Below are 13,239 nucleotides of genomic sequence, written 5' to 3'. Positions count from 1 at the left end.
TTATGCAGAGATTGTTAAGTTTAAAAATCAAGGTTTGGGAGTTGAAGAGTCGATAGAATCGGTTCTAGCCGAACGTCATGGTTGCGCAGCAGCCTTTGTTAAAGAAAACCAAGAGGCGTTGTGATTATGCGCACTTGGTTTTGCCAATGTAGGTTGTTTTTTAAGGGTAGCCGGACTTTAGGGTTTATTGTGTTTCTGTTACTGGCTGTTTGTGATTTGCATGCCAAAGATTTTGGGGTGCAGGGGGAGACTTTTGCCATTCAAGAACGTAATCTTTTGCATGTGCTTGCAGACCGTTTGCAAAGCATCAAGGCTTCCGGGCAACTTGCCCACATCAATCAAGAGATAGGTGTTCGGGTAAAAAAGAGTATGGAACGGCCAAGCGTGGTTGCTGGTTTGCGGCACACCCAAGAGTCTAGAAGTTACAGATACGATCCAACCCTTGTGGTGCAGGAAGACCTGCAAGATCATCAAGGCCGTCTGATTGCCGCTAAAGGCACACGAATTAATCCACTGGATTACGTTGCTTGGGGCACCCCGTTGTTGTTGATCGATGGCGATGATGTTGAACAGGTACGTTGGAGCCAATCTCTTCGAGACAAGTCTCTTCGAAACACGCTCGTGCTCATCAACGGGCGGCCGCTTGAGTTAAGCCGTCAATTGGATCGTCCTGTGTACTTTGATCAGGGTGGGCGCATTGTAAAAAAGTTCGGCATTCGTCAGGTTCCCTGCCGAATTTCGCAAGTAGGCAAGAGTTTGCTTGTGGAAGAGCTGCAGCCAATTTTACCAGGAGGAAACAAGCATGACATTAAATAATCGCAGGCCGAATTGGTTGGTAGGTTGTAAGAGCGGTTGGCGGATTTTGCCAAATGTCATGGCAAAAGTGGCATTGCAGATAAGCACCGTTGCGAAGTCGTTAATGTATATTAGGTTAGCCTGGTTCACGCTGTTGATTTTATTGGCCGCGCCCTTAAAGGCTGGTAATTGTCATGGCCGGATGCTCAATCCAATTACAGATATTTGTTGGAAGTGTATCTTTCCGATCCGTATTGCTGGGGTTAAGGTAATGAGTGGTGGTCCTGATCCTAAATCCCCCAGAAGTCCAATATGTGTGTGTAAGCGTCCAGGCATTCCGGTGCCTGTTCCGGGCATTCCGGTTTCTTTTTGGGAGCCGGCTCGTCTTGTAGATGTGACGCGGACGCCTTTTTGTTTGGTAAACATGGGGGGCACGCAGCTTGCCAATACTGGCATTAAGGGCAGGGGTCAGGTAGCGCCGCATCCAAATACTCGGCATAAGCGCTCTTTTTATCATGTGCATTGGTATGTCTATCCAATTTTGTACTGGCTGGAAGTTTTGCTAGATTTTGCTTGCTTGGAAAATAACGCTATTGATCTGGCTTATCTAACTGAGGTGGATCCTTTTTGGAACGATGATGAGAAGTCGGCCATTATCAACCCTGAGGCTTTGCTGTTTGGCAGTCATATAGCGCAGATGGCCTGTATTGCCGATTGTGCAGCCGCTTCTGCTAAGCTGCCGTTGGATATTTTGTTTTGGTGTGGTGGTTGTCAGGGAAGTGTTTATCCATTTACCGGGACAATAGCTGATCACTCTGGCGGTGTGCAAGCCAGTTTATTAGCCACAACCAGGATGATTGCCAAATTGCACAGAGAAGGATTGCTTTGGGGTTATTATGGTAAGTTGGGTTTGTGCGGCAAGTATCCGATGCCAATTATACGCAAAAGCCAATATCGCACGCAAATGACGTATCCAATTCCGCAAACAAATCGATGTCAGGCACTAGGAGCCACAGAAGTGCTTTGGCAAGGTGGCCGAGAGTTTCCCTATAAGGGTGAGGACTTTGGTTATCTGGTCTGGCGTAAACGTGACTGTTGTTTGTTGTAGGAGGCAGTTAATGTCAAGAGCTTTTCTAGTGATTTCTTTACTGATTACCTGCCCCAGTTTTGGAGAAAACCAAGCATATTCTACGCTGGAAAATCAGCAAGAAGCAAGTAAAGCAGCACAGCATTTTAAGGAGGAAGCGTTGAGTTACTTACGTGAGTCGCTTACAGGAAAGGCTTCAGGGCAGTTTTCTGGTGGGTTTAAGATGCAGCAGGGTCGGGTTTGTAAGAGTTCAGGCGTTGCTGGAACCTGTACTGGTCATGCGGCAATCAGTGCTGCTGCTTCAGAGGCTGATAACCTTGCTAACTCGAGTGGTTTGCTGGTGTTTGTGAGTTTTTCAATGCCGGAGTTGACTTTGCGGAATTACTCTAGGGATGTCAAAAAAGTTGGTGGTCGTTTGCTGGTTAGGGGGTTGCTTGATGATTCATTTAAGGTTACGCAGCAGCGCTTGAGGCAATTGGGAATCGAGCTGGATATCGATCCTGATTTGTTTACGAAATATAAAGTTCAGCAGGTTCCCAGCTTTATTTGGCTTACAGACGGCCAGCCAAGCAATCGCCTGGTTGGGCATGTTTCGCTGCAACATGTTTTGCAAGAGTTTGCAGGAGTCAGTCAGCAGCCAGAGCTGCAACTGGCCCTGGAAAAACTTGTCAAGCCAATAAGAGAAGATCAATAATATGAGGATGAAAGATGAAAGGAGTTTGCTTGTTGTTACTGTTTATTGTATTTAAATCTGCCGCTGCCAGTGATCAACGCAGCTACAATGCGGGCAAGAGCTTTGCTCAAAGTGAAGCAGGCACTGCTGATCACTCGCAGCTTGCCCCCCTTGCTGGGGCAGCTGGTAATTGCGCGCAGCAGCGGTATTTCAATGATTCAGCGGCAATGGAAAATGATGCAAGTTCCTTGTTTATTGGAGGCAATGAAAACTCAAGTGATATGGCCAAACAAGTGAGTGGTAGTTTACAGGAGGCTGCCAACCAAAGGCCGATGTATTTATTCGATGAGAAAAACGAATTTATCCAAGCCGGTGATTATATCGTGACGCACGCTTTGGATAAGATTAAGGCCAAGGAAAGCCTGCGACGTACCACAAAATCAGTTAAAACAACGGTGCATGAATGCGAAGAGGCGAGGGGGCCAACGTATTATGCCTGTACGCAAACGCGGCAGATTAGGATTGATGTTCCGCGCACTCAAATTCATCGAGTTTCGGTACCTGTGTATTCACATGGTTGGTCAGGGGGATTGAGTAGAAATGTTATCACGGGGCAAAAATATGACTCCTCAAATCCAAACAATCCTGGGCATTATGCAGCGAGTACATCTATTTCTTCTCCTCTTCCTGAAGAACTGAGAGATAGAGTTGAATCTCTGAAGCTTGTCAGTGGCAGTGCTTCTCTTTCACAAAATGGTACTTTAAGTGTTAGTACATCAAACGGATATTCTTGGTTGTGGCTTAATTTTACAGCTCAAATTGATATTACATACAGAACCATTTTAAAAGATGAGGATATTCATGAACGTATAGGAGATCGGTGTAGATCATTGGAAAAACAAGCTGATAAGGGCTTATGCGAGTATGTAGATGAACAAATCTTAGAAGGACCGGAAACCAGGGAGATTAATGGTCATCCGATAATCAGGGATTGGTGGAAGAAAAAACGCACCTACAAATGTAGCTTTCCCTCGAAAAACACCTGTGGTGACTTAAGGCGTAGGGGTTGCCGGCAGATCGACAGCCGTTGTAAAACCAAGTTACAGGGCACCTGTGTTGAATACACGCAAACTTTTGAGTGTGAACACGTTCTAGAAACAGTGCAGGGATCTTCTTTAACAGGTCCTGTGCCTTTTTGTCTTGATAGCAATTGTGATGAACATGCTTGGGCTCCGAATCAGGATTTTGCTGAAGCGATTTCAAAATTGGCCATTTTGAAAGAGATGTCAAAGGGCATGACTAAACATCCGATTACCATTTTTACAGGTCAGGTGCGTAGTTGCCGCAAGGATTGTTTGAGCTTTAGGGATTGTTGTGGCACCGGCAAGGGTTGGGGCAAGACTTTTGGCTATACCTGTAAAGCAGAAGAAAGACAGCTGGCGCAATTACGCGGTCAGCGTAAATGTGTGTTTGTCGGTACATTCTGCGCCAAGAAAAAATTAGGAATTTGTCTGCGCAAGCGTTCCAGTTTTTGTTGCTTTGGCTCGAAGTTGGTGCGGATTGTGCAAGAGCAGGGCAGGGGGCAATTGGGTATGGGTTGGGGTGATCCTAAATATCCCAATTGTCGCGGTTTGACGGTTGCAGAAATCAGCCGGGTGGATTTTTCCAAGCTCGATTTGCGTGAGGTGTTTGAAGACATCATGCATAAAACCAATAAACCAGATTTTAAAAAGTTCACCACAGAGTTGCAACACAATGCCGGTGCAAAAATCAAAGGAATGGCAAAACGCTTTCATCCAGAGCAGGTAGCAACGAAGCAGTTACCACCGAGGTCATTAACACCAGGACAAACAAAAAGTGGCAGAAAAAACGTAACGGGGGTCAGCAATGCAGTGGTTATGTAGGATTGGCTTATCGCTTTGTTGCAGTATAGTGCAGGCAGTTCCTGTCTGCTGTAAGGCTTTTGTAGAAAAACCAGAGCAAGGCTGGCTTTGGTACCGGGAACAGCAATTTTTTAAAAGCGAACCTTTAAAGCAGGAAACCGCAAAACAGTTAATAAGGCAAAACTTAAAACAGCAATTAAAGCCGCCCAAAACCAATGCTGAGCGTATTGAGTTAATGCGTAAGGAGTTTGCAGAAACCCTCGCCACAGCTCTTTTGCAGCCTACGTTGTCAAATGTTACCCAAGTTAAGCAAAAGCAATTAGAATTTGAAGCTCGTTCTACGGAATTTGCCAAGATGTGGAGTCTTTCGCATCTTTTGCAAAGCAGTGGCTATTCGCATAATGGTAATCCACATCCTTGGCATCAAGCAATTGCTCAAAAGCAGCGGGCAGAGCGGTTAACCGAGCAGTTAAAACAGCTTGCGAAAACTTATGGGTTATTTTTTGCTTTCAAGCAGAGTTGTCCTTATTGTCATCGGTTTGCACCGGTTGTAGCCAGGTTTGCAGAAAGCTATGGATTTGAGTTGCAGGGTATAGCTGCTGATGGCGGAGTTATGGCAGGAATTGCCAAGGTAGTCAGGGACAATGGCGCGTTGGCCTTGATTAATCCACAAGGTGTTTATCCAGCATTGTTTTTGGCAAATCCAAGTACGATGCAGGTTATACCGGTTGCTTGGGGTATGGTAACGCAGGAACAGTTATTGCAGAATTTAGAACTGTTGTTGCCGCAGTTGGTGGCGGCATGATTATGCAAAACCGTTTGTTGGTTTGCTTGTGGCTGATTTTATTGTTGCCGTCTGCATCTTTGGCCGGCGGTTTAGAGCATATGTTTGCCAAGCTGGGTGCTGCTGCCAATCATACAGACCCAGGATCGTTTCGGGATCAGGCCGTAGGGCATTATACCTTGGGCGGAGTTGCAGTTCGGCAAAAGAACAAAGCGGTGCAGCCGTTCAATGTGCGTCTTCCCAGTGGGATAGGGCAGGGGTCTTGCGGCAATATGGACATGCGTTTTGGCGGCATGAGTTTTATGAATGCCCGGGAATTTAAGGAAATGTTGCAGCGAGTTGGTAGAGGCTTGCCGACTTATGGTTTTCAGCTGGCGATGAAAACCTTTGCCCCACAGATTGAGGGTTTGATGTCTGACCTGCGGCATTATTTGCAGATGATTAACAACATGACTTTGGATGACTGTCGGATGCGACAATCGATATTTGATGCGGTTTTACCCAAGCAGGGGGCAATGCGCGAGACACTGTGTCAGGATATAGCAAGAGGTGGGGGTAGTTCGACGGATTTTTACGGAGCTATGTCGAAATGCCGTAGTGAAACACAGCAGCAGTCCTATCTCAACGGTAGGAAATATAAAGACTTGCTCACTGGAGAGTACAATTTGGTTTGGAAGGTTCTCAAACGCATTCCCAAATATGCTGATGACCAAGATGTTTGCGAGTTTATCATGAGTATTGTTGGTACGGTTATCTCGAGAAAAGAAGGTAACACTTATAGGCTGCATCAGATTTCTCCACGGGCAGATGCCATTAATTTTTCTCAAGCCTATTTAGAAGGCGGCGAATCTTCTGGTTTGGTGTGTGATGAGCAGAGCCTTTGTTTAAAGCCAAAAACTGTCAAAGTGCGAATTTCCCAAGCTCAAGGCATGACGCAGCGGGTAATTCGGGTAGTTACTAGCTTGCAAATGAAATATCTAAGTGGTGCTGCTTTGACAAAAGAAGAGCAAGCCATTTTAGGTGATGCTTATGCAGTGCCGATTTTTAAGTACATACAAGTTTGCGCCGCCGCGCATGCCAATGTGATTTTGCTACGAGATGCGGCGCGATTTATCGCAATTTCTTTGATTTTAACCCAGTTTGATACTATTGCCGCTGAGATTATGTTGGCTGTTGAGGAGTTAGAGAGCATTCAAGTAGATGCTTCAGCCGTGAAGGAGTTTAAGCAAAATTTGCAACATGCGCGTATGCGCATTCAGGCGATGATGCAGAAAGCAGATTATGAAGGTATTTGGCGTTTGAATCAGCACATTCGCTCGTTGGAAAATATCATTGAGGCGGCAACAGATAGTTAGGCGGGATGCATGGATATTATTTACACTTACGGGGGAGGGGAGATAATCCACAAAGTCTTTAACGGCATTGCCATATTGACCAAGAGTAACTCGGCTTATTTTACTAATGTGGTTTATGTCAGTGCGTTAATAGGCGGGGTTTGGGCTGCTGCAAAAGCGCTACCCGGCGGTAATCTGGGTTTTTTTGCCAGTAGCTGGTTTATCCCCAGTTATTTGTTGCTCAGTCTGTTTTTAGTGCCCAAGGCTTCGGTAAATATCGTTGATGCAGTTGATCCAACCTATCGGGCTGACAGGGTGGATAATGTTCCCTTGGGTCTTGCTTTGGTTGCTTCTGTTTCTAGTTCTTTTTCCAGAGCCTTGACGGAGCAAATTGAGGATATCTTTATTACTGGTTATCAAAATCAATCATCGGTTCCCTCCTTTGCTGCAAAGCTGATATCTGAGGCGAGATTTGTGCGAATTTCCGATCCGACTTTACGCAAGAATGTGAAAGATTTTGCCCGTCAATGTTTTCGTCTGCCTTTTGTTTTGACTAATATCAATGGATTGCGGCGAGAAGCGTTGGAAACTAATGATATTATTGGTTTTGTCGAAAAGAATGCTCATTCTTGGTTGGGTATTTACTGGGAAGATCCAGGTGGGACAATTAAGTTTTTAAGCTGCAAGAGAGCTTGTTCTAGGGTTAAGCGTGCCATGGCTGTTGAAGGAAAAAAAAGCCTTGGTCCTTTACTAAGCAAGATATTTGGCTGGTCAAATGATAGCAGTGAAAGGAAGCTGAGTTCATCGCTTAAGCTAATGGCGCAAGATATTTGGGTTAATATCGCCAAACAGACTGGATCTGCCTCAAGAGCCCTTGAGCAGCAGTTATTGGTCAATGCGTATCGAGAGGCACGCGATGACAAGAAGACAGAGTTTGGTATTGAGCGTATTTCGCCAGAGTTACTTTCTTATTCATCCACCAGGGTAACGGCGCAACAGAATACCGGTTTTTTGCTCAAGGCGGCAGTAGCTGGTTCTTATATGCCGATGTTGCAAGCGGTGGTGTTTGCGTTGTTGCTGGTGGTGTTTTTGGTATTGTTGCCGTTGGTTTTTTTGCCCAGGGGCATTTCTTTTTTATGTGAGTGGTTAAAGATGGTGATCTCGGTGCAATTGTGGCCGGTGTTTTCTGCAATTATTAATGGGATTGCGCATATAGCGCAGCAAAGAGCTAGTGCGAGTGTACTGACTGATGTTGGGGGATTTTCTATAGCTACCCAGACAGCTCTGGCGGATACGGCCTATAATGTTTCTACCTGGATGAGTGCTTTGCAGTTGTCGTTGCCGTTTCTTGCCTGGGCTTTTGTAAGTCGTAGTGGTATTGCTTTGAGTCAATTGATGTCGAGTTTCTCCAGTGGTTTTGAGGGCGGGGCCGCCAAGATTGGTTCTGAAACAGCCGATGGCAATATTACCTTTGACACCCAAAACTTTAGGAATCAGTCCATGGGTAATGTGCAGTATGCCCAGCAGCAATTAGGCGCCAATACTAATTATGGCTCCACCCATGATGATGGCAAGCTTGCCATTACCACCAGTGTTTATGGGCAACAAGCCGCTAATGTCAGGCAGGATTCTCTCACTACCAATATGAGTTCCAATGACAACATTGCAGCTTCTGCTGCCCAAAGCCATACCGATGCGCAAACATTAGCCCGCAATCAAGCAAGATCTTTATCCACAAGTATTGCCGATCGTGCTGCTACTACGGTTTCATTGATAGACAATGCCTCAAAGGGTTATTTAGCAGCTTCTGATGTCACTCAAGCTACAACAGCTGATCTGCAAAGCCGTGCTGAAGCGACCCAGTCAATGATGCAGCAGTACGGAAAGCAGCATGGAGTTTTTGCTCAGACGGTTTCGGATATGGCTTTAAGGTTTAACTCTGCAAGCACTATTTGGGGTAAAGGCGCACAAGTGCTTACAGGATTGGATGCTGGCGCTGGAGTTAATGCTTCAGCTAGTAACCAAGAGCAGTACAACAAATTCAAAAACTCAGATATTGGGCAAAGAATCGCAAAAAACATTGGCTTTATCTCTAATTATGCTGAGCAACACAAAGGCAGTATTACAGATACAACGGGAAGACAGTCGATAGATCATTATTCTGCGGCTAGTGAAAAGGTTAAAACTGGAACGGAGCAGTTGCAGCGTACCTACACCCATTCTGAAAACTGGGCCAAGGTTAAATCATTGGCGGAAAATCAGTCTTTTGCAGCAGCCACCAATGAAAATCCTAGTTGGATATCTTATGTAGCTGAGCGTGCAGGTCTTGATAGGGGTAGTGCGGTTCAGTTGATTGAAGGAGGCGGCGCTGAGGTTGCAAACTACCGTGCGGATTTTGTAACGGCAAGGGTAGGGGTTATGCGTGGATTGGTTGAATCAGCAGACCATGTTTTGAGTGACAAAGAAATTGGCAATTATCTTGCTTCTGTTGATACCAATGTAGGAACAGCAAGTGTAAATGAGGCGAGGGATCAGGTAGCCAGAGCTGGTTTAAAATCATCAGCGGATTTACAGCAAACCTATCAAAAGCTGCAAGATGATTTTGTTTACAAAAAATCTGAAGCTGTAGCAGAGGTTGCTCACTCTCAGGATGCGCATAATCAGCAGTGGTCAGAACAATCCGGGCAGCATACGACAGAGCATGAGAAATCAAACATTAGGCGGATGGCAGAAAAGTCTGGTTCTGATTTATACGCCACCTGGTCTGGTCCGGGGAGTACTCTTATTAATAATCTTTATTCTAAAGAGATGGTTACAGATTCTGGTGTGATGATGCGAAGTTCTAAACCCTATCAACATAGTGTTGAATCCGATGGCGTTGAATATAAGGGTGAAGTTGTGAGCAAAGCATATCAAAATGCTGACAAATTGAATCAACCAGGTGGAGCTGTTCAAATTCAGCCTGTACCAAGACAATCAAACAGTGAGCAAGTTAGCGATGCAGGTTTTTCTAATTTGTATACAGCTTTCTCAAGTCCGTCGAGTAATTCAGCTGCGAGTCTTGCTTCTAGCGATGTAGTCACAGATACAGGTTTTACAATGATGACCTCTGGAACAGGATCCTACCAATACGATTTTGAATCCAGGGGTGGGTTAGTGAGCAATGATCCTCAGAGCTTTGGCAAGTTAGAGCAAGAAGTAGCAACTCAGCAACGGTTTGAGCAACATCCCAAAGATTCCCCAGAACCGGGTGCTAGACATGTAGAAAAAGCTCGGATTGTGAACACTCCGGATAGTTCGGAGCCTAGTACTCCAATCAACTTGGTTGGAGCATCGACAGTTCGTTCGCAAATTACAGAATCAAACGAGTACTATGACGAACTTAACGAAGGTATTGGTGTCAAAAAAGGCTTATCGTCTTCAGACCACACCAAAATTCAAAATCATGTGGAGCAAAAGTTGCAGGAAAAGAATCAAAGGAAAATGACAAAATCAGAGAAAGCTTTGACTGATTTGCGCAATGAGGATTCTTAATAGATCATATGCAAGCCCAGACACAACTTTGTACAGCTACGTTATTATCTAGAAAATCTGCCAACAGCGATACTCGACCCGGTGTAGATTTCCCTTGCATCCAGCTACGCTGCTATTGGCGGTTATATTATGGATATTGGCGATGAGACAGGTCACATGTAAGGAGAAGATAGATGTCAGATAAATTTAGAGCTGTTGAAGGAGGCCAACTGTTTATGCATCGCTTGCGGATGTTTAGACAGACGCTGAAAATTGCACTAACTTTTGCATCTGCCTTATGCGTTATAGTCTTGGTAGTCGTGTTGATGCTAAAGTTTGATTGGTATGATGGATATACCGCCATCATGTGCTGGTGGGCCAAGGCCAAGATTAGCATGCAGGTATTTATTCCCAAGAGTTATCATCACCTAGATATTTACCTGAGAGATATGAGCATAGCACGTGTTGATTCAATCAAATATATCAATGACGCTTACGTTCACGCTACCACCTTAAAGGTGCAGCAGAGCATTAAGGAAGTGCTTTTTTACTCCCCTCTGATATTTTTTGTGAGTGCAGTTGGGTCTGTTATGTATTTTGGTCGCTTCAGCAAGCAGCAGCGATCAAGTTTATCTTCCAAGCAGATTCTTCGCGGCCAGCAATTGGTTTCGCCAAAGGAGATTACCAGTTTGCTGCGCAAAAAGGGTGCCGCTTCGGATTTAAATTTGGATGGTTTGCCGCTGGTAAAAAATAAGGAAACTTCCCATTTTTTATTTTCAGGGACGACTGGCTCAGGCAAAACGAACGCGTTCCATACGTTGTTGCCGCAGATTAGCCAGCGAGGAGATAGAGCTATCGTTGTAGATACCACTGGAGATCTGGTTTTTCGTTATTACCGAACAGGTCAAGATGTCATTTTAAATCCGCTTGATGAGCGAGGGCAGGGGTGGAATCTGTGGGAAGAATGCCAAGATGTTTCAGAGGTTGAAAGTTTTGCCGAAGCCTTTATCCCACAAAAGGGTAGGGGACAGGACCCTTTCTGGGAAACAGCCAGTCGAAAAATTCTAACCGTTGCAATTGAACAGCTCGAAGAGTCCCAAGATATCAAAGAACTCTATGATTATCTCGTAACAGCAGAGGCCGGTAAATATCATAGTTTTTTTGCTGGAACAGATGCTGCTCCATTTACGGATAAGGCAGGTGAGAGAACCACTACATCGATTCGAGCAACCCTAGCGTCTCAGGTTGCAAGTTTTAGGTATCTTAAAAAAGGGGGGGAGTTTTCAATTCGTAGGTGGATTGAGGCAGGACCAGAAAATCAGTGGTTATTTTTGACGGCTGCCCCAAGTCAGCGTTCCCTGTTAAGACCTCTAATGAGTGCTTGGTTGAATGTAGCAGTTAATGGGCTGATGTCTCTAGCTCCAGATGCAACTAAAAAATTGTGGTTTATCATTGATGAACTGCCGAGCTTAAACAATCTGCCTGCACTGATAACCGGTCTTGCTGAGCTTCGTAAATATGGTGGTTGTATCATTGCAGGAATTCAGAGTTTTCCGCAATTGGAGACGATCTATGGTCGTTCGATTTCCCGATCAATGTTGGATCTTTTCAATACCAAGCTTATGTTTCGCACCACAGATCCAGAAACAGCACAGTGGGTTTCTAAAGTGATAGGTGAAAATGAATATGCAGAATCGCAAGAAAATCTATCTTTTGGGGCTAATACCATCCGTGATGGTGTGTCATTGAGCAAAACCGAGCGTATTCGGCAGATTGTCCTGCCGAGTGAGATTGCCAATTTGCAAGACTTGGAATGTTTTGTAAAGTTCCCTGGAAATTATCCCGCAACGAGAATAAAGATGAAATACAAAAAGCCTGCATAGGTGGTAAGTTTTTTTTTAAAGATAGCCTTCTTTGGTTGGTTACTGTCGAGTGGTTGTCGCAGATGGCGCAGGGGTGGCGCCATTACGTGGCGCTCGACAGTGCAGTTTTGCATGCTGATTTACACCGGTTCAAGCTTTTCAAAAGCCTCATAGATCCAGCTATCCTTGATTATGAAGCGTGATATAAAAATCACACATATAAAGTTTTTGAGTTTTGCTAAAAAATAATTTCACGATTTAAATTTCATTTTAAATCAATCGATTAGAAAATTCAGGTCTCAAATGGACATAGCACGGTTTTTTTGGCTATATAATTTCCTTAAAAGGGTAGGGTTTTGAGAAAAAAAGATCTCGAAAGCTTTGTTTGTCGGGGGCTAACGAGTTTGATGATAAGGATTGTGCGTCTCTCAAAAACCCTCCTTTTTGAGAGATATTAACATCACCTTAAAGAATTTCTCACTGTTTTTGGATCCATTTTAAACCATGGGGTACATCACTGGCCGTTTGGTTACCATTGGGGTCCAAGTACCTGATGTAAAAATGTTGACGTGGCTCTTGAGTAATTTCCCTTATTTTATCACTTGTAACGGCGGTATGATCGGTTTGCAGGTACACTTCAGAAGATGGTATACCATAACGTCCGCTAATCTGAGGTAAATCCCTTATAGAGGCAATAACGTCACTATCCAAGATGTAATCCAAAGAATTGTCTCCAATCCGAATATTTTGTGAAATATCCAAGTTAAACAACCTACTAAAAGTTGGATTTTTTGTCAAGTTCCGTATATGAGCATCTGTGAAGTCACAATTCCTTACGCTTAATACTCTTAACTGATTAAGAGTTTTAGATTGTACTAATTGATCTTTTTGTTGGTTATTCAAAGGATTAGGTCCAGGCCTAAGTTGACTTACATTACTTAAAGTGGGAGCATTAAATCCTCCTTCTGCTAACACATCGTCAAAAGTTATGGATCTCAAAGTAGCATTAGCCTCACTTACACAAAACCCAAGCATCAAAGTAAACAAAAAAGCTTTCATCATTATCTCCTATTAATTCACTGCCTTAAACCTGAAACAATCGAATTGACTGTAACTTTCTTCAAAAAACAAGCCGGTTTAACATAGTTAAAATCCTTTAAATACATGTCTAAAGCCCAAACCATTTGGGTAATTTTTTTTATAATTTTACTTACTACAGGACAAAAAAACTCTTAATAGGCCTCAATCCCAATAAAACCGGGAATTTGAATTAAATTTTAGAATCATATTTCCGACCTTACCTACCCC

At 44.1% G+C, this 13,239-nt stretch carries 9 protein-coding genes; 8 read left to right on the top strand and 1 reads right to left on the bottom strand.

The features are described from left to right. The first annotated feature begins 126 nt into the window (after positions 1-126). The 8 genes from traW (at position 127) to traD (ending at position 11,952) form a co-directional block, all read left to right on the top strand. Complete coding sequence (gene traW, locus ABFQ95_04555; protein ID MEN8236796.1) at positions 127-816, top strand: type-F conjugative transfer system protein TraW; 690 nt, start codon at positions 127-129, stop codon at positions 814-816. After that, complete coding sequence (gene traU, locus ABFQ95_04550; GenBank protein ID MEN8236795.1) at positions 803-1,903, top strand: conjugal transfer pilus assembly protein TraU; 1,101 nt, start codon at positions 803-805, stop codon at positions 1,901-1,903. Before traW ends, traU begins: the two co-directional genes overlap by 14 nt. 10 nt (positions 1,904-1,913) lie before the next feature. Continuing rightward, entirely contained in the window at positions 1,914-2,576 is a 663-nt protein-coding gene (trbC, locus tag ABFQ95_04545; protein ID MEN8236794.1) for a type-F conjugative transfer system pilin assembly protein TrbC, read from the top strand. 32 nt (positions 2,577-2,608) lie between these two features. Then, the gene (locus ABFQ95_04540; protein ID MEN8236793.1) at positions 2,609-4,459 is read left to right on the top strand and encodes a conjugal transfer protein TraN; all 1,851 of its coding nucleotides are present in this window, start codon (positions 2,609-2,611) and stop codon (positions 4,457-4,459) included. Then, positions 4,443-5,243, top strand: coding sequence for a conjugal transfer protein TraF (gene traF, locus ABFQ95_04535; GenBank protein ID MEN8236792.1), 801 nt, complete (start codon positions 4,443-4,445; stop codon positions 5,241-5,243). Before ABFQ95_04540 ends, traF begins: the two co-directional genes overlap by 17 nt. Then, the gene (locus ABFQ95_04530) at positions 5,171-6,577 is read left to right on the top strand and encodes a conjugal transfer protein TraH (protein ID MEN8236791.1); all 1,407 of its coding nucleotides are present in this window, start codon (positions 5,171-5,173) and stop codon (positions 6,575-6,577) included. The genes traF and ABFQ95_04530 overlap by 73 nt, the downstream gene beginning before the upstream one ends. Before the next feature lie 9 nt (positions 6,578-6,586). Then, on the top strand, positions 6,587-10,090 hold the full coding sequence (locus tag ABFQ95_04525) for a conjugal transfer protein TraG N-terminal domain-containing protein (protein MEN8236790.1): 3,504 nt from the start codon (positions 6,587-6,589) through the stop codon (positions 10,088-10,090). A gap of 173 nt (positions 10,091-10,263) precedes the next feature. Then, positions 10,264-11,952 (top strand): type IV conjugative transfer system coupling protein TraD, encoded by a 1,689-nt coding sequence (gene traD, locus ABFQ95_04520; protein ID MEN8236789.1) that lies wholly within the window; start codon positions 10,264-10,266, stop codon positions 11,950-11,952. A 456-nt stretch (positions 11,953-12,408) separates the two neighbouring features. Here traD and ABFQ95_04515 read toward each other — a convergent pair whose 3' ends face one another. Continuing rightward, positions 12,409-12,993 carry a hypothetical protein gene (locus ABFQ95_04515; protein ID MEN8236788.1) on the bottom strand — a complete coding sequence of 195 codons (585 nt, stop codon included), beginning with the start codon at positions 12,991-12,993 and terminating at the stop codon, positions 12,409-12,411. Positions 12,994-13,239 lie beyond the last annotated feature (246 nt).

It is taken from the genome of Pseudomonadota bacterium, from assembly GCA_039714795.1.
Classification (GTDB): domain Bacteria; phylum Pseudomonadota; class Alphaproteobacteria; order JAGOMX01; family JAGOMX01; genus JBDLIP01.
The sequence above is the reverse complement of the archived record's forward strand: the minus strand, read 5'-3'. Positions and strand labels throughout refer to the sequence as shown.